The sequence below is a fragment of the Nocardia arizonensis genome, from assembly GCF_001310275.1.
Taxonomy (GTDB): domain Bacteria; phylum Actinomycetota; class Actinomycetes; order Mycobacteriales; family Mycobacteriaceae; genus Nocardia; species Nocardia arizonensis.
The window spans coordinates 39705-56547 of the sequence record NZ_LGYZ01000092.1 but is presented as its reverse complement, the minus strand read 5'-3'; the positions used below and the strand labels follow the sequence as shown (position 1 = coordinate 56547).

The window sequence follows — 16843 nt, the reverse complement described above, 5'->3', positions numbered from 1 at the left end:
TCAGAAACAAGCACGTGTGCTTGCATTTCTCCGGCGCGGGGTGCCATGCTGAGTCCGCGAGGACGCGCACGTGGTGATGCGCGCCACGAACGGTTGAGGAAGCGGATGGCTGATCTCGAAGCGCTGCTGGACGATTTCGCCCGCGAATGCGGGGATCTGGACGAGTTGGTCGCCCCGCTCGAGCCCGGGCGATGGCAGTTGCCCACACCCGCCGATGGCTGGGATATCGCCCATCAGATCGGTCATCTGACCTGGACCGACGAGGTCGCGACCCTCGCCGCGAGCGATGCCGACGGCTTCGCCGCGCTGCTCACCGAGGCCGCTCCCAAGGCGTCCACCTTCGTCGACGAGGCCGCCGCCGAAGCGGCCCGTATGCCCGCGCCGGAGCTGCTGACACGCTGGCGGCACGGGCGCGAGACCCTCACCGCGGCGCTGCGCGCGGTGCCCACGGGCGCGAAACTGCCCTGGTTCGGCCCGCCGATGAGCGCGGCGTCCATGATCACCGCGCGCATCATGGAGACCTGGGCGCACGGCCAGGACGTCGCCGACGCGCTTGGCGTGGTCCGCCGACCCACCGCGCGGCTGCGCAATATCGCCCATATCGGCGTTCGCACCAGGGATTTCGCGTACACGGTGCGGGGGCTCACCCCGCCCGCCGAGGAGTTCCGGGTCGAACTCGACGCGCCGGACGGCGGAATCTGGGCCTGGGGCGTGGAAGGGGCGGCCGCGCGGGTCACCGGACCGGCGCTGGATTTCTGCCTGCTGGTCACCCAGCGCCGCCACCTCGACGACCTCGCGATACGCGCGGTCGGGCCGGACGCCGAGCAGTGGCTGAAGATCGCACAGGCATTCGCGGGACCGACCGGACAGGGCCGAAAGGCGGGCCAGTTCGCCTGACCGATTCGGGAAGGGAGCGGGCGAGCGCCATACTTGGGTGCGCCGTACGTGTCGACGGCCGGACGCCGTTGGCCGGGTGTCTGGTTGGCAGTCGAGAATGACGCTCGCCAGCTATCGGAGTATTTACCCATTCGTCAGGCGCAGGAAACATCGCCCCGGCCAGGGCCTGTGATCCTGCTCCCACCGGGTGGGTGCCCGCTCGGCACGACCCGTAGCCTCGACAGGTGTACGGCTTTCAATGATGTGGGCCGCCTTTACGTCAGGGGAGAGGACAGAAGGCACAGGGGAAGGAAACGCATCATGATCGCAGACAGACCTGCCCAGATCGCAAGACACGTCACCATCGTTTTGGCCGGTGCGGCGAGTTTGACCCTCACGGTCGCGGCGGGCGCCTATATCGTCGACCAAATGGCGGGTACCCAGCGTTCGGTGCCCGCGATCGGCGAACCGGACACCGCACCCGCCGTATCGGCGCCCGCACCGCGCACCGAACAGACAGATCCGGTCGACGCCTCGTCCGCGCAGGCGATATTCCACGGGTACCGCATCGGTCGACTCGCACCACCGCCACCCGCGGAACCGGCCGCACCGCCGCCCGCGGCAGACCAGTCCTCGCAGGCCATCCCACCGGCTCCGACGCCAGCCGCGGGCAGCGGTGCGGCAGCGGCGGGTGTCGGCGGCATGGTCGGGATCGGAGACGCCTATGTCGGCGCGCGGATCGCCCCTGCCGTCGGCGACACGGTGACCGTGACCGTCGACACCAATCTGTTCGCCGGCCTGTCGGGCTCCGAGCGAGTCGACCCGCGCGCCACCGCAACCGCCCCGAGCCGGCTGCGCACCGATATCGACACCCGCCGCGGCGGCATGTCGATCGCGGTCTCCGATCCGGCCATCGGCGAACACGACCTGCGCCTCGGTCGCACCGAGGCGCCTGCCGCGGTCACCGACACGACCGCGCCGGTGGCCTCGGCCCCCGGTCCGGCGCTCGTCTGAGCGGCGTTCGGGCACACGGTTTTCCGAGGTCCGGGCGGTTCCCGGGGCCGGCCCCCTCCGAGGGCCGTCTACTGTGGTTGCGCGTGTACGACTTCTGTGTGATCGGCGGCGGGATCGTCGGCGTCGCGACGGCGCGCACGCTGTTGCGACGCCATCCCGGCGCGAGTCTGGTGCTGGTGGAGAAGGCCGCGGCGCTGGCGACCCATCAGACCGGGCACAACAGCGGTGTCATCCATTCGGGCATCTACTACGCGCCGGGCAGCCTCAAGGCGCGGCTGTGCGCGCGCGGCGCGCAGTGGACCAAGGATTTCGCCGCCGCACATGGCATTCCGTTCGAAGTATGCGGAAAGCTGCTGGTGGCGACGGACGCCGAGGAACATCGGCGGATGCTGGACCTGTACGAGCGCTCGGTCGCCAATGGGGTCGAGGTGGAGTTGCTCGACACGGCGCGATTGCGCCGCCGCGAGCCGCGGGTGGCCGGTGTCGGAGCGCTGTACGTGCCGGGGACGGGGATCATCGACTACGGCCGGGTGACGGCGACGCTGGCCGATCAGGTGCGCGCCGGCGGCGGGGAGATCGTGCTCGGCGCCGAGATCGCCGCGCTGCGCGAATCCACGGACGCGGTGACCGTTTCGGGTTCGGCGGGGAGTTGGACGGCGCGGACCCTGGTGGTGTGCGCGGGGTTGCAGGCCGATCGGCTGGCCGCGGCCGCGGGTCTGCGCACCGATTTCCGCATCGTGCCGTTCCGCGGCGAGTACTACCAGCTGCCGCCGGAGCGGGCCGACCTGGTGCGCACGCTGATCTATCCGGTGCCCGACCCGAGTCTGCCCTTTCTCGGCGTGCACCTGAGTCCGACCATCGACGGCGCGCTGACCGTGGGCCCCAACGCGGTGCTCGCCCTGTCCAGGGAGGGCTACCGCAAGGGCAGCGTGGACCTGCGCGACGCCCGCGACGCCCTCGGGTATCCCGGGGTGCGCCGGGTGGCGCGCGCCCACTTCCGAACGGGGGTGCGGGAACTGCGCAATTCCCTGTTCAAGCGGGGCTATCTGGCCGAATGCCGTCGCTACTGCCCGGAGCTGAGCGCGGCCGATCTGTTGCCGCGGCCCGCTGGTATCCGCGCCCAAGCGGTACTGCGCGACGGCACCCTTGTCCACGATTTCCTCATCGAACGCACCCCGCGGTCGGTTCATGTGCTCAATGCGCCGTCACCGGCGGCGACCTCGGCGATGCCGATCGCGGAATACATCGTCGACCAGCTCTGACCGGTATTCGGTTCCGACCGCGACCAAGCAACCGTCCGGTCGAAATGTGAAAGTCCATTCCGCCGAATTCGGACCGAGACCTCGAATAAAGAGGAGTGCTGTAGTACTTTTGTTCCCAGCCGTGGAACCCAGCGAAGGGCCCGAAGCAGCAGGGAGGGCCGATGGGCCACATCAAATACGCGAGTGACGTCGGAGCTCCGGTGGAAGTCGCCTTCAGCTACACCGACAATCACCGATTCGTCCCGGGCTGGATGTTCGGCGTCGCCGAATTCGAGCCCGCGGGCGATATCGACCGGGGTCTCGGGGCCGTCTACGCCACCACCGTGCGCCTCGCGCTGTGGCATTCCACCACCGCCTGCGAGATCACCCAGTACCGCCGCAACGTCGTGATCGGCTATACGCTGCGCGGACGGCTTTCGGGCACACTGACCCTGCGTTTCGACCCGCTCGGCTACGGGCGCTCGGTCCTCACCTCCGAGGCCGAGTACGACGCGCCGCGCGGATTTGTCGGCCGCCTGTGCGGCGGGATACTCGATTCGGCGGTCGGACAGGCACTACGGCGAACGGAGTCGCAATTGCGCAGGGAGATCGAGGAATTCCACGGTACCGACCTTGTCGGTCGGATTGCGTAAGGTGCACCCATGATCATCGTGAGCACCGACGGATCCTGCCTGCGCAACCCCGGTGGCGCCATCGGCTGGGCGTGGGTGGGCCACCAGGGGTCCTCCGGCAGCGGCGGAGCCGCTGCCGGAACGAATCAGATCGCCGAACTACGCGCGGTGTACGAGGCCATCGTCGCGCATCCCGGTTCGGAACCGCTGCTCATCGAGAGCGATTCCCTCTACGCGATCAAATGCGCGTCGGAGTGGATCTCGGGCTGGCGGATGAACGGCTGGCGCACCTCCACCGGCGCACCGGTCAAGAATGTCGAGATAATCCGGCTCATCGACCGCGCCATCGCCGGGCGTCCCGGCCCGGTCCGATTCCGTTGGGTGCGCGGACATGTCGGCAACTACTACAACGAGCGGGCCGACGCGCTGGCAGGACAGGCGGCACGCGAGGCGGCGGCCGCGGCCGCGCTGGGCGAGGTCGACACCGTCGAGATGCCCGCGGTCACCGCGGCGGATCCGGCGCGGGGGCAGGAAGAGACCACCGGGCCGCGGGCCTCGGGGAAGGCGGCCGCACCGACCACCTCTCAGAGCCTGACTCTGTTCTGAGAGACCGGCGCGACCGCGAGGTATACCCGCCCCAAGTCCTCCGGCGGTGGTGGAACGAACCCACCGCCGGAGGCGCTTCGGGAGTCGGTTACCGGGGCGCGGGCGCCTGGCTCGGCGCGGGCGCGCCGTTCGCGGTGGGCGCCTGACCCTCCGGCGCGGGCGTACCGCCGGGCAGGCCGCCGCCCGCCCCGCTGAGCATCGGCGAATCGAGCTTGCTCGCCTTCCAGGTGCCGCCCTCGTTCTTCATATCGGCGATCACGGCGACGTACTGCCGTTCCGGATTCGACTGCGTGAAGTTGGCGCGGAGCTGGGTCAACGTCACCAGAACCTTGGCCGACTCGGTGTCGCCGGACTGGAAACCGCACTGCGCATCGGCGACCCATGACTTGACCTGCGCCTTGACCATCGCTTCCTTCAGCGCGTCCGACGCGTCGGAGAACTGCTCGAGGAACTCGCCGGTCGCGCCGCCCTTCACGGTCGTGAAGTAGCCGTCGAGGTTGTTGTTGTAGTCGTAGGTCGAGACATTGCGCCCGAATACGCACGCGGCGTGGGTGGCGTCCTCTATCGCGTCGAGTTTGTCGCCGCGGCTGTCGGCCTCGAGATAGAACACGACTCCGGCGGTCACCGCCGCCACGAGCAGGATGCCCGTCACGAACAACGCGGCGATCAGCGGAGTCCGCTTGGGGGAGCCGTCGGCGTCGCCCGCCGATTCCGGCTCGGGAGCGGGCCTCTTCGCGGGCTCGTCCTTCTTCTTCTCCGCCTTCTTCTCCAAACTGGTGGCGGCGGTCTTGTCGTTGTCTGCTGCTACCGAATCCCCCGTATTCGCGGCATCGTCGTCGGCCTCGGTGTGCTCGGCGTTCTTGGCGTTACCGGCGTCGTCGGTGGACATCTATACAATCCTGCACTTTCCCGGCGCGCGAACGCACCGATTCGGCTGACCGGCCATGTGCGGCCGATCCTATGCGGTCTACCAGCGAGTATGCCTCGGTCGACGGACCAGCCGTCGGACCGGGGTGTCACTCAGCGCACCGGCGGAAGGGTCCGCTCGTTCGGATCCACCCCCGGTGGAATCTGCGCGCCGTTGTTGGGCACGTTCGGACGCGGTGCGTTCGCCGCGCCGCGGACCTGCGAACCGTTCGGCGGATTCACGCAGTAGTTCCACCTCGGCATGCTGCCGTCCTTGAGCGTCTCGGGACGCTCCGGCGCGGACTGGTAGATGCAGACCGGACGCGGCCAGATATCGGCGATCGTGTGGAATTCGTTGTCGTGGGCGGGAATGCCGACCGCCTTCAGGCCGAGCGCGAGCGAGGGGAACAGCAAGCTCAGCGCGGGGGTGCGCAACTGCGCGGCCTTGGTGATGGCGCTGAAGTTGGTGACCAGGCTCGTGATCGGATCAGCCGTCTTGTCCAGCACCGCACCGAGATTCGCGAGTTGTCCCGGCGACTGGTCCAGTACCGCCTGCAATTCGGCGTTGGCATTGTTGAACTGGTCGAACAGAACACCGGAGTTGCGGGTCAGGGTCGCCAGATCGGGCTGGGCGTGCGAGGTCGTGTCGGCGATGACGCGCAGGTTGGCGATCAGATTGGCCGTCTGCGGCAGCAGCGAATCCAATCCGGCCACCGCCAGGCTGATGCCGTTGACGAGACCGCGCAACTGGTCAGGACCCGCGCTCAGCGCGATGTCGAGTTCGTTCAGGATGACCTGGAACTTGTCGGGCTCGATTTGCGCGATCAGCGCGCTCGAGTTGTCGAGCACCGACCAGATCGGAGTCGGCGTCTTGATCTTGGCGGGATCGTACTCGATGACCGAGCCGTTCTTCAGGAACGGGCCGTCCTGATTCGCGGGCCGGAAGTCGATGTACTGCTCACCCGCGCCGGACAGCGCCTGCACCGAGATGGCGGTGTCGACCGGGATCGAGTACTTCGAGTCGATCTGCGCGGCGGCCGCGATGGACTGGCCGCGGTCGACCAGGGTGATCGAGGTGACCTTTCCGATGCGGTATCCGCGCAGGGTCACGTCGTTGCCCGGTTGCAGACCGCCGGAACGATCCAGGTTCACCGTGACCGTATAGCTGCCTTGCAGCGGATTCACCCGCATCACGTCGACCAGCAGATAGGCCGCGCCGATCACCAGCACCAGCACCAGGCCCGCGGTTGACCAGAACATCTTGCCGCGGAACAACTTCCCGACCCCACTCATCGGTGGCCTCCCTGCACGCGGCCCTGGATGACCTGGAGAACCTGGACGAAACTGCCGACGAAGTCGTTGAGGTCGCGCATGTCGTAGAACTTGCTGTTGGCCGGATCGGTGATGAGTCCGACGTCGAGGTTGGTCAGGATGACCGACAGCGCGAGGGTGCCGCCGCGGAAGCTCGCGTCCAGCTGCGGCCGCAGCGCGTGCGCGTTCTCCAGTGACTTGGCGAATCCGTCGCCGGTCGCGGCCAGCGCGTCCATCAGCTTGCGCAGGTTGTCCATCAGACCGGCGAGTTGATCGGAGGAGGTATCGGCGTAATCGCCGAGCGCCGCGCTGGTGACCGAGATTTTCGCGAGCAGATCGGCGATCGCGCGGTTGTTCTCCGCGATGACGCCGATCATGTGCGGCAGGGTGTCGGCGACCTGGCCGAGTTCGTTTCGCCGCGACTCGATGGTGGTCGCGAGCGCGCTGAAGTTGCCGAGCACACTGTCGATTCGGGCGGAGTTCTGGTTGAGGCTGCCGACCACGCCGGTCATCTCGGTGATCAGATGCGCCAGCTGCGGACCGCGCCCGCCGACGATCGAATCCAGTTCGGAAGTGAGCCTGCTGAGGCTGGCGATACCGCCGCCGTTGAACAGCATGGACACCGAGAGCAGCAGTTCCTCGACGGTCGCGCCCGCCGAGGTCTGGTCGAGAGTGAAGGTGTCGCCGTCCTTCAGCATCTGCGTGCCGGGTTCGGTCTTGGGTTTGGAGATCGCGACGAAGACGTCACCGAGCGGTGTCGCCTGCCGCAGTTCGGCGGTGCTGCCCTTGGGCAGTTCGATCTCGCTGCTGATCGACATGTCGACCACGGCCTGGAAATTCTTGGTCTTGATGTCGGTGACGACGCCGACATCGGAGCCGCCGATCTTGACCTTGGCCTGATCCGGCAGGTTCAGCGCGTTCTCGAACACCGCGTGCAGGGTGTAGGTGTCGCCGGACTGGCCCGGTTTGGGCAGCGGCAACGATTCCACGGTCAGCCCGCACCCGGTGGTGACCGCGATCGTCGCCACCGCGGCCACCGACAGAAGTCCCCTGCGCGCCTTCTTCATCCGTTCGGTCATTTCGTCAGTCCAAGCAGTGCGGCGGTCAGACCGTAGTCAGGACCGAAGTCCTGGGGGTTGCCGGTGCGGCAGCCATCGGCGCGCATCTGGATGCGCTCGCAGAACAGGCTGACGATCTCACCGCTGAGCACGGTGCCGATGACCGCGTGCAGACGCAGGAAGCGCTCCTCGTGGTTCATCGACCGGTCGATGCTCTGCAACAGCATCGGCGCCACGTCGACGACTTCGATCAGGCCCTGTGCGTTGGCGCGCAGCTGATTTGTGACATTGGTCAGTCCGGTGAGCGTGCCCGACAACTGGTCCTGGTACTCGACGAACACCGAACTGGTGTTGGCGAGGAAGTCGTTCATCTGTTGCAGGGTCGCCTGCAAACCGGGCGCCTGGTCGGCGAGCAGCCCGGTCATCTGGGTGATCCGGTTGCTGAAATCACGCACGGACTGGTCGTTCTCGGCCAGTATCGCGGTGAGCTCGTTCAGTTTGACGATGATGTTGGAGATGGCGTCCTTGTTGTCGATGCCGACCTCGAGCGCACCCGACAGCGCGTTGAGGGTGTCGCGAATCTTCTCGCCCTGACCGTCGAGCATCGGATAGAGCACCCGTCCCGACAGCGGACCGATGCCTTCCTGCCCCGGTTCGGGTTTGAGCGCCGCGGCGAACTGGTCGATGGTCTTGATCATCGTGTCGAGTTCGACCGGAGTCCTGGTGCGCCGCAACGGCAGATGCTCACCGTCGGCCAGGGTCGGGCCCTCGCTGTACACCGGGGTCAGTTCGATGTGGCGGTCGGTCACGATCGAGGGCGACACGATCGCGGCGACGGCGTCGGCCGGAATCTTCACGTCGCCGTCGATGGACATGTGCACCTCGATGAAGGTGCCCTTGGGGACGATCTTGTCGACCCTGCCCACATCGAGTCCGAGCACCGTGATCGGGTTCCCCTCGTACATGCCCGCGATGTTCTCGAAATCGGCGGTGATGTGGGTGGTCGCGCCGAGTGCGTCGTTCACCGAGCCGGGCAGCATCGAACAGCTCGCCACGGCCAGCGCGGTCACGCCGACCATCGCCGAACGGCGCAGCGTCCGCATCGCCGCCTGCGACGGTGCCTTCATGTTCACGATCCTCGGATTCAGTCGGTTCCACATGCTCATCCCTGGCACCCCTGCACCACCTGGGCGAAGCACAGCCAGTTGTCCGGGAAGATCCACGGCAGACCCGCCTCGGCGTAGTTGCCGTTACCCCAGGTATTGGCCAGGTAGCGGACCGCGGGCGGCATGATCGAGTACAGCCGGTCGAGGTTGTCCTTGTTCTTCTGCAAACCCTCGGCCATGGTGTTGAGCTGCTGGATCGTCGGGCCGAGCTTGGCGTCGTTCTGCGCGCCGATCTCCTGCAACTGCCGGGTCAGGGTCGCCACCCCGTCGAGCAGCTGCCGCAGCAGTTCCTGACGTTCCATGACCCGGTTGGCGATGGCCTCACCCTGGGTGATCACCAGCAGCACGCTGTTGCGGTTGTCGGCGAGCAGCTGGGTGACCTTGTTCATGTCCTCGAGCAGCGAGTCGACCTCGGTCCTGCGCGCGTCCATCACCTTGGCCAGCGCGCCGACACTGTCGAGCGCCTGTGCGACGAGCTGCGGGGAATCACCGAGCTGCTGATTCACCAGGTTCAGCGACTCGGCGAGCTTCTGGGTGTCGAGTCCCTCGAACTTCGGGGTGCCGATCTGCACCACGTCGGCGAGGTTGTACGGAACGGTGGTATTGGACACCGGAATCCGGTTGTCCCTCAGGCCCGATCCATTGCCCGGCTCCAGATCGACGTAGCGGGCGCCGAGCAGGGTCGCCATCTTGATGGACGCGTGCGCGTCGGGACCGAGTCTCACATCGCGATCGACGTTGAGGGTCAACAGCACGTGCGTGCCCTCGATCTTCGCGCCCGAGACCGTGCCGACCGGCACACCGGCCACGTCGACCTTGTCGCCGACCTTGATGCCCGCCGCCTGCACGAATTCGGCCTTCACGGTCTGGTCGCCGACGCCGATCAATCGGAACACGCTGGAGATCACCAGCATGATCACGATGAACACCGCGCCGATGACACCGAGCCAGAAGTACCTGTTGGCCTCGAACCGCCTCTTGAGTGTCGTCATCAGCGGCACACCGCCGAATGTGAGTTGCCGCCGATCTGGGTGAGGATGTTGCGGGGGAAGAGCACGCCGTAGAGCGAGATGTCCAGGCTGCACGCGTAGGCGGCGGCCCAACTGCCCTCGGAGGTGAACTGACCGCCCGCGGCGAGGATCGCGGGCAGGTCGACCGCGGCCTGGTCGAGTTGGGGTCCGGTCGCGATGAGCAGACTCAACGCCGCCGCCGTCGAATCCTGGGTGGTCTTCAGCTTGGGCTGGATCTTGCCGACCATATCGACCAAAGATGTGGTCGCGGTGGCGATCTGGACCGTCGACTGCTGCAAGGACTGCCCCTGCTCGTACAGTCCGCCGATCAACGCCCTGGTCTGGGTGACCAGCGTCTCCAATTCGTCACCTCGCTTCGCCAGCCCGGCCATCACACCGGACAGATTGGTGATCACATCGGTCAGGATCGCGTCGCGGCGCTGGAAGTCCGTGGCCAGCGTCGCGGCCTGGGTTATGAACGCGCTCAACGAGACTCCGTCACCCTGCAACGCCTGGATGAAGGTCTCCGACAGGCGGTTGACCTGATCGGGCTGGAGCACCTGGAACAGCGGCTGGAATCCGTTGAGCAGGGCCGACACGTCGAAGGACGGTTCGGTGCGCTCGAGCGGGATGGATGCGTTGTTCTTCAGCGGCGCGGGATTCGGCGCCTTACCGGGTGCGAGCGCGATATAGCGCTGGCCGATGAGGTTCTGGTAGCGGACCAGCGCCTTGGTGTCGTCGTACAGGGTCTGATCGCTCTGCACGATGAAGGTGACCCTGGCGTCGTTGCGGGCGTCGAGTTCGATCTTCTCGACCTTGCCGACGCGCACACCCGCCATGCGGACATCGTCGCCCGCACGCAGGCCGAGCACATCGCTGAAGGTCGCCGAATAGCTCTTGGTGTCCCCGGACACGATGCGCGCCAGGGTATTCCAGACCACGACGGTCACCAGGACGGAGACCAGCGCGAAGATGCCGAAGCCGATCAGCGGTTTGCGGATGCTCATCGGCCGCCTCCGGCATCGGTCACTCGCACGGTCCCATTCGCCATGATCGAGCTGAGCAACAGGTACTCGGCGGTGGTCGGTTTGCGGCCGAGCAGTTGCGCCATCGCGTCCTCACCACGGTAGGAGATCGGAGCCGCCGCGGGCTTGGTTTCCGGGGCGGGCGCACCGCCGGCGGGATGCTGGTCACCCGCGGGCTGTGCGCCGCCGAAGATCGGCGGCAGCTGCGGGAACAGACCTTCCAGCGGCGTGCCCGCGAACGGCTTGGGGGCCGCGGATTCGGCGGGCAGCGGAATCGCGGTCGTGGTCAGCCCCGGCAGCAGGGGCAGACCGGCCATCGGAACCAACGGCGGCAGGCCTTCGGCCGAGTTCAGCTTGCGCGGCCGCAGATTCTCCGGCAACGGCGGGAGCTCGACCTCGACCGGTGCGGTGAAGCAGCTCGGTCCGGCCAGATCGCCGTAGCGCGGGCAGTCCGCGACGGTGTTCGGCTTGTACGGGGTGAGGGTGATGCCAAGATTCCACACCATCTGCTTCTTCGGCCCCCAGGTGAATACCGTGTTCAGCTTCGCGGTCGTTTCGCCGAGATTGAGGATGGCCTGGGTGATCGAGGCCGGATCGGAGGCCATCGCGCCGATCGTGTCGCTGGTGCCCGCGGTGACCTGCTTGCCCGCGTCGGGGTTGCGGGCGAACAGATCGTTGACCGTATCCACGGTGCTACCCGCGCCGGTGAGCAACTGGACCAACTGCGCGCGCCGGTCGACGACCGTGTGCGCGGTCTGCACCGAACTGCCGACCACGTCGAGCAGTTCGGGCGCCGACTGGTTCAGCGCGTGCAGGGATGCGGCGAAGTCACCGAGCAGCACACCGAGATCGGGAATGGACTCGTCGACACCGAGCAGCCAGCGGTCGAACCGCTCGATGGTCGAACCGGGCAGACGGCCGCTGCCGTCCAGCGCCTGCGACAGGGTGCCGAGCACCCTGCCGAACTGAATCGGGTCGATCTTGTCGAACACCTTCTGCACCGCGGTCAGGGTGTCCTGCAACGCGATGGTGCCCTCGCTGCGATCCTCCTCGATCACCGAGCCCTCGTGCAGGTACTGATCGGCGGGGCCGTTGAAGACCAACTCGACCGAGGTGACGGCGAACACGTTGCTCGGCACCACCCGCGCGGTGACATTGGCCGGGATATCGCCCGCGAATTCGGGTTTCAGCTCGATCCCGATTTTCTGGAGTTCGCCCTTGGCCGCGACCTCGACCTGCTCGACGGTGCCGACCAGCACGCCGCGGAATTTGACGTCGGCGTTCGACGGCAGTCCGTCACCGGTGGTGGTGAGGTTGGCGGTCACCCTGACCTTCGGTACGAAGTAGCCCTGATAGCGCGCGTACAGCACGCCGAACACCAGGCTGAACACGACCAGTCCGCTCACGCCCGCGATCAGCAGCTGCCGCTGGGTGGGTCCGCGCCCACTCGGATCGAGAATCATCGTCGCCTCACCCGGAAATCCTGATGCCTGGGTCAACGCCCCAGATCGCCAACGTCATGAACAGATCCGCGAAGACGACCAGGATGATGCACATCTTGATCGCCCGCCCGGCCGCGACACCGACGCCCTCGGGGCCACCCGAGGCGAAGAACCCGTAGTAGCACTGGATGAACGTGGTGATCGCGACGAACAAGATCGCCTTGAGCAGCGAGTAGAGCACGTCGGTCGGTACGAGGAATTGGTAGAAGTAGTGCTGGTAGGTGCCCGAGGCGGTGCCGCCGATCAGCTGCACGGTGGCCGAGCAGGAGATATAGGCCAGCGCCAGACCCAGGCAGTAGAGCGGGACGATGGCAACGATCGCCGCGAAGATCCTGGTGCTGACCAGATAGGGCAGCGGCCGGATGGCGATCGATTCGAGCGCGTCGATCTCCTCGGAGATGCGCATGGCGCCGAGCTGGGCGGTGAACCGGCAGCCCGCCTGCGCCGCGAAGGCCAGCGACGCGAGCAGCGGACCGAGTTCGCGGGTGGTCGCGAATGCCGAGATCGCGCCGGTGATCGGACTCAGGCCGAGCAGGTTGAGCGAGGTGTGGCCCTGGATGCCGACGGTCATACCGCCGAAGGCGCTCAGGATCGCCACGACGCCGATGGTGCCGCCGCCGACGACCAGATTTCCGTTACCCCAGGTGACATCGGACAGCAGCCGCCACACCTCCTTGGGGTAGTGGCGCAGCGCCAGCGGAATCGAGCCGATCGAGCGCAGGAAGAAGAACACCTGGTGGCCCAGCCGGACCAGTATGTCCATCGGTGCGTTCGCCGTGCGTTTGAGCGCGTTGAGTGGCCGCAGCAGCGGCGGGACATAAGTCGATGACACGGCTCAGACCACCTGTGGGGGAAACAGTGCGTTGTAGACCTGGGTGATGATCAGGTTCACGCCGAACAACATGATGGCGGAGCTGACCACCGCCGAGTTCACCGAGTTGGCGACGCCGCCGGGTCCGCCGCGGGTGTTCAGACCGGTATCGCAGGCGATGATTGCGGCCAGCAGTCCGAAGATCAGTGACTTCACCAGCGCGACGAGCAGGTCGCGGGTCACCGCGAACGAGGAGAAGGTTCCGACGTAGGAGCCCGGGGTGCCGCCCTGGGCGAAGATGTTGAAGATGTAGCCGGTCAGGAAGCCGACGAAGACGACGAAACCGCAGAGCAGGACGCTGACCAGCATGGCCGCGCCCAGCCGCGGCGCCACCAGCCGACGCAGCGGGTCGACGCCCATGACCTTCATCGCGTCGATCTCCTCGCGGATGGTGCGCGAGCCGAGGTCGGCGCAAATGGCCGAGCCGACGGCGCCCGCGATCATGAGCGAGGTGACCAGCGGCGCGCCCTGCTGGATGATGCCGAGGCCGTTGGCCGCGCCGATGAAGGAGGTCGCGCCGACCTGTCCGGCGACGGCGCCGACCTGGATCGAGACGATGACGCCGATGGGGATGGCGACCAGCAGAGTGGGCGCGGCGGCGACGTTCGCCATGAACGCGCACTGCCGGACGAACTCCGCGAACGGAAAGCGCCTGCGGAAGATCGCGACGAAGAGTTCGGCGACGGCGGCGAAACCCATCGTGATCTGCCTACCGAAGGTCTCCAGCGACCGTTTGGGGTGATCCTCCCAATACGCCTTCGTCCAATCGACCGCATCACCTAACCGTGATCCCGCGGGTGGACTCTTGGTCGACTGCACTGGCTAACCCCTCTCGACGCCGGTTGGCTGCCCCGACGACTTGTTTGCTTGAGGCACCTTACTACGTAGTAAGCGAGAACACATCATCCCTGTGTGATTGCAGTCATAGATGGATGTCACTATGTCGTTATCACAAAGGCACAACGCGCTGACCTTGGGACAAGGCCCAAATTCGGGGTGTCGAATCCTGGCAGAACCTACAGGAAACCGGTTCCATCAGGGCATTCCAGGACTTTCTCCAGCCAATTACTCGGAATTCATTCATCCAAAACTTCTCATGTTTTCCGGCCACAATTATCGGGTAACGGCTTGTCTCCGAAACACAAACTGCGGCGCGTCCGCCGCCACTTTGATAGTGCCTTGCTATGCCACTTCGTGAGCGGCACCGCGTCGGACCGAGACGCGCCCGAGACCGAATACTGACACGATGGGTGCGACAGATTGATATCGTGCGGACTTCCGACATCTGGAGGGACATGTTCAGCAAACTCGCCAAGGCGGCCAATGCCGTCTTCGCCGTAGCCCTCGGCGCGGCACTGCTCGGTGCCGGCACCGCGGACGCCGCGGGTCCGCCGGTGATCGGCGGTGGTTCCGGCATCATCATCGACAACCAGTACGAATGCACGGTCACCACGGTCGGATACGACGGCGCGGGTCGGCTGATGGGACTCACCGCCGGCCATTGCGGCGATCCGGGCGCGCAGGTGTACGCCGAGGCCGATCGCGGCGCGGGGCAGATCGGGCGATTCGTCTACTCCAACCACGAACTCGACTACGCCGTCATCCAGTTCGACCCGGGTTCGATCGTCCCGGTCAACCGTGTCGGCAACGTGACCATCACCGGGATCGGCGGACCCGCCCAGTTCCCGGCGATCGTGTGCAAGGAAGGCCGGACCACCGGCAACACCTGCGGCCTCGCCTGGGGCGACGTCTTCGGGACCAATATGGAGACCTGGAGTCAGATGTGCGTGGTGGAGGGCGACTCCGGCGCACCGGTCGTGGTCGGCACCACACTGGTCGGCATGGTGAACGCCTATCTGGCGATCGCCTGCTTCGGCCCCGAGGTCGGCACCAATATGAGTTCGATCATCGGCGACCTGAACGCGCGCGGCGGCGTCGGCGCGGGCTTCCGACCCATCTAGCCGACGTATTCGATCGATAGCGATTTCCGTGGGAGCGGGCGCCGGGAGCGCCCGCTCCCGCTGTCTTCGGGAAAGTTGTCTTCGAAAAGCCCGTATTTCGTGCATGACCGTGTTCAGGGGGCTTGTTCAGGGGCCTCCGGGACCTCCGGTTCGGCGTGCGCGGCGGGGGACAGCGCCGGGCCGGTCATCCCGCACTGCGGCAGGCAGTCCGCACGGTCCGGTTCGGGCGCCCGGCGCGGAGTGCGCAGCAGTCCCGCCGCCAGGGCGGACCCGGTGACCAAGAGTCCGGCGCAGATACACATGGCCGTCTCGAATCCGGCGTCGAAGGCGACCGGATCGCTCAGCGCGCCCGCCAGTCCGGCCAGACCGGGCAGCGCCGCGACGGCGAGCAACTGCGCGGTCCTGGCGACGGCGTTGTTCACCCCGGAGGCGATACCGGCCTCGCTCGCGGGCACCGCGCCGAGCACCGCGCCGGTGAGCGGTGCGACCAGTACCGAGAGCCCGAGTCCGAAGACGAGGACGCCGGGCAGCACATCGACCGGATAGCGGCTGTCGGCGCCGATCCACGTCAGCAGTACGAGTCCGGCGGCGGCCAGCAGCGGGCCGACCGTCATCGGCAGCCGCGGCCCGTGCGCCTGCGCCCACCGGCCCGCGGGCGCGGACAGCGCCAGCATGATCAGCGTGATCGGCACCGTCGCCAGCCCTGACAGTAGCGGCGAATAGCCTGCCACCAGCTGCAATTCCAGCACCAGCAGGAAGAAAACCCCGCCGAGCGCCGCGTAGACCGCCAACGTGACCAGATTCGCGGCCGTGAACACCCGCCCGCCGGTTCCCGGTGCGGCGTGGAAGGTTCCCGCGAATAGCGAGGGCGGCACGAGGGGATGGTCGCTGCGCACCTCGATCACCACGAACAGCGCGAGCAGCACGACGCCGACGACGATCAGCGCCGCGATCGCGTCGATGAGCCCGAAGGTCAGCGCGCCGAGCGCGAGGGCGACCACGACCGCGCCGGGAACGTCCAGCCGCGCCGTCGCGTCGGGATCGCGGCTCTCCGGCACATGCCGCATCGCCACGGCCACCACGACGGACACCAGCGGCACATTGATGAAGAAGACCGACTGCCAGCCGCCGACATCGATCAGCCAGCCGCCGAGCATGGGGCCGAGCGCACCCGCGATCCCGCCGAACCCCGACCACAGCCCGATGGCCGCGCCCCGGTCACGGTCATCGATGGAGGAGGAGATCAGCGCGAGACTGCCGGGGGTGAGCAGCGCGCCCGCGACGCCCTGCGCGAGCCGGGCGAGTACGAGCATCTCGATATTCACCGCCGCGCCGCAGAGCACCGATGCCAGCGCGAATCCGACCGCGCCCAACACGAAGACCTTGCGCCTGCCCAGTTTGTCGCCGAGCGAACCGCCGAGCAGGATGAACGAGGCCAGCGTCAGGGTGTAGCCGTTGAGCGTCCATTGCAGACCCGCCACATCGGTGCCGAGCGATTCGCCGATCCGCGGGAGCGCGATATTGACCACGGTGGCGTCCAGGGAGGCCACCGACGATCCGAGGATCGTCGCCAGCAGTATCCAGCGCCCCCGCGCCGAACCGAGCCGAGGTAGCTGCGCGGTGCCGCTCACCGCTCCAAACTAGCGGCCCGGACCGGCCGGGGA

16 protein-coding genes are annotated in these 16843 nt (G+C 67.0%); 6 read left to right on the top strand and 10 right to left on the bottom strand.

The annotated features are described in order from the left end of the window. Window positions 1-105: 105 nt before the first annotated feature. The 5 genes from APZ21_RS22305 to APZ21_RS22285 all read left to right on the top strand — a co-directional run bounded on the left by APZ21_RS22305 (window position 106) and on the right by APZ21_RS22285 (window position 4369). Window positions 106-897, top strand: coding sequence for a TIGR03084 family metal-binding protein (locus tag APZ21_RS22305; RefSeq protein ID WP_054815250.1), 792 nt, complete (start codon window positions 106-108; stop codon window positions 895-897). A 300-nt stretch (window positions 898-1197) separates the two neighbouring features. Then, window positions 1198-1890 (top strand): hypothetical protein, encoded by a 693-nt coding sequence (locus APZ21_RS22300; protein WP_156371259.1) that lies wholly within the window; start codon window positions 1198-1200, stop codon window positions 1888-1890. Window positions 1891-1973: 83 nt separating this feature from the next. After that, a complete protein-coding gene (gene lhgO / locus APZ21_RS22295) occupies window positions 1974-3152 on the top strand; it encodes an L-2-hydroxyglutarate oxidase (protein ID WP_054815248.1) in 1179 nt (392 codons plus the stop codon). Window positions 3153-3313: 161 nt separating this feature from the next. Continuing rightward, the gene (locus APZ21_RS22290) at window positions 3314-3784 is read left to right on the top strand and encodes an SRPBCC family protein (RefSeq protein ID WP_054815247.1); all 471 of its coding nucleotides are present in this window, start codon (window positions 3314-3316) and stop codon (window positions 3782-3784) included. A gap of 9 nt (window positions 3785-3793) precedes the next feature. Continuing rightward, window positions 3794-4369, top strand: coding sequence for a ribonuclease H family protein (locus tag APZ21_RS22285; protein WP_054815246.1), 576 nt, complete (start codon window positions 3794-3796; stop codon window positions 4367-4369). A gap of 88 nt (window positions 4370-4457) precedes the next feature. Here the strand turns inward: APZ21_RS22285 and APZ21_RS22280 are convergent, their stop codons facing one another. The 9 genes from APZ21_RS22280 to APZ21_RS22240 form a co-directional block, all read right to left on the bottom strand. Next, window positions 4458-5258 (bottom strand): hypothetical protein, encoded by an 801-nt coding sequence (locus APZ21_RS22280; RefSeq protein WP_054815245.1) that lies wholly within the window; start codon window positions 5256-5258, stop codon window positions 4458-4460. 131 nt (window positions 5259-5389) lie between these two features. After that, window positions 5390-6568: an MlaD family protein gene (locus APZ21_RS22275; RefSeq protein ID WP_054815244.1), complete on the bottom strand. Its 1179-nt coding sequence runs from the start codon at window positions 6566-6568 to the stop codon at window positions 5390-5392. Next, the gene (locus APZ21_RS22270) at window positions 6565-7665 is read right to left on the bottom strand and encodes an MCE family protein (RefSeq protein ID WP_054815243.1); all 1101 of its coding nucleotides are present in this window, start codon (window positions 7663-7665) and stop codon (window positions 6565-6567) included. The genes APZ21_RS22275 and APZ21_RS22270 overlap by 4 nt, the downstream gene beginning before the upstream one ends. Then, complete coding sequence (locus APZ21_RS22265; RefSeq protein WP_054815355.1) at window positions 7662-8771, bottom strand: MlaD family protein; 1110 nt, start codon at window positions 8769-8771, stop codon at window positions 7662-7664. Before APZ21_RS22265 ends, APZ21_RS22270 begins: the two co-directional genes overlap by 4 nt. A gap of 35 nt (window positions 8772-8806) precedes the next feature. Next, a complete protein-coding gene (locus APZ21_RS22260; RefSeq protein ID WP_054815354.1) occupies window positions 8807-9802 on the bottom strand; it encodes an MCE family protein in 996 nt (331 codons plus the stop codon). Next, complete coding sequence (locus APZ21_RS22255; protein WP_054815242.1) at window positions 9802-10827, bottom strand: MCE family protein; 1026 nt, start codon at window positions 10825-10827, stop codon at window positions 9802-9804. Before APZ21_RS22255 ends, APZ21_RS22260 begins: the two co-directional genes overlap by 1 nt. Then, entirely contained in the window at window positions 10824-12308 is a 1485-nt protein-coding gene (locus APZ21_RS22250; RefSeq protein ID WP_054815241.1) for an MlaD family protein, read from the bottom strand. Before APZ21_RS22250 ends, APZ21_RS22255 begins: the two co-directional genes overlap by 4 nt. Before the next feature lie 7 nt (window positions 12309-12315). Further along, complete coding sequence (locus APZ21_RS22245) at window positions 12316-13179, bottom strand: ABC transporter permease (protein ID WP_054815240.1); 864 nt, start codon at window positions 13177-13179, stop codon at window positions 12316-12318. Between the two features lie 3 nt (window positions 13180-13182). Further along, complete coding sequence (locus APZ21_RS22240) at window positions 13183-14037, bottom strand: MlaE family ABC transporter permease (protein ID WP_054815239.1); 855 nt, start codon at window positions 14035-14037, stop codon at window positions 13183-13185. A 476-nt stretch (window positions 14038-14513) separates the two neighbouring features. Between APZ21_RS22240 and APZ21_RS22235 the strand changes: the two genes are divergently transcribed. Next, window positions 14514-15179 (top strand): chymotrypsin family serine protease, encoded by a 666-nt coding sequence (locus tag APZ21_RS22235; RefSeq protein ID WP_054815238.1) that lies wholly within the window; start codon window positions 14514-14516, stop codon window positions 15177-15179. A gap of 113 nt (window positions 15180-15292) precedes the next feature. Here the strand turns inward: APZ21_RS22235 and APZ21_RS22230 are convergent, their stop codons facing one another. Further along, a complete protein-coding gene (locus APZ21_RS22230; protein ID WP_054815237.1) occupies window positions 15293-16810 on the bottom strand; it encodes an MFS transporter in 1518 nt (505 codons plus the stop codon). Window positions 16811-16843: the final 33 nt, after the last annotated feature.

What these genes read in the sequence shown, in the direction of transcription:
- APZ21_RS22285 (WP_054815246.1), top strand. Translation starts at nt 3,794, where the DNA reads ATGATCATCGTGAGCACCGACGGATCCTGCCTGCGCAACCCCGGTGGC.
- APZ21_RS22235 (WP_054815238.1), top strand. Translation starts at nt 14,514, where the DNA reads ATGTTCAGCAAACTCGCCAAGGCGGCCAATGCCGTCTTCGCCGTAGCC.
- APZ21_RS22250 (WP_054815241.1), bottom strand. Translation starts at nt 12,308, where the DNA reads ATGATTCTCGATCCGAGTGGGCGCGGACCCACCCAGCGGCAGCTGCTG.
- APZ21_RS22270 (WP_054815243.1), bottom strand. Translation starts at nt 7,665, where the DNA reads ATGACCGAACGGATGAAGAAGGCGCGCAGGGGACTTCTGTCGGTGGCC.
- APZ21_RS22290 (WP_054815247.1), top strand. Translation starts at nt 3,314, where the DNA reads ATGGGCCACATCAAATACGCGAGTGACGTCGGAGCTCCGGTGGAAGTC.
- APZ21_RS22260 (WP_054815354.1), bottom strand. Translation starts at nt 9,802, where the DNA reads ATGACGACACTCAAGAGGCGGTTCGAGGCCAACAGGTACTTCTGGCTC.
- APZ21_RS22280 (WP_054815245.1), bottom strand. Translation starts at nt 5,258, where the DNA reads ATGTCCACCGACGACGCCGGTAACGCCAAGAACGCCGAGCACACCGAG.
- APZ21_RS22300 (WP_156371259.1), top strand. Translation starts at nt 1,198, where the DNA reads ATGATCGCAGACAGACCTGCCCAGATCGCAAGACACGTCACCATCGTT.
- APZ21_RS22265 (WP_054815355.1), bottom strand. Translation starts at nt 8,771, where the DNA reads ATGAAGGCACCGTCGCAGGCGGCGATGCGGACGCTGCGCCGTTCGGCG.
- APZ21_RS22255 (WP_054815242.1), bottom strand. Translation starts at nt 10,827, where the DNA reads ATGAGCATCCGCAAACCGCTGATCGGCTTCGGCATCTTCGCGCTGGTC.
- APZ21_RS22275 (WP_054815244.1), bottom strand. Translation starts at nt 6,568, where the DNA reads ATGAGTGGGGTCGGGAAGTTGTTCCGCGGCAAGATGTTCTGGTCAACC.
- APZ21_RS22305 (WP_054815250.1), top strand. Translation starts at nt 106, where the DNA reads ATGGCTGATCTCGAAGCGCTGCTGGACGATTTCGCCCGCGAATGCGGG.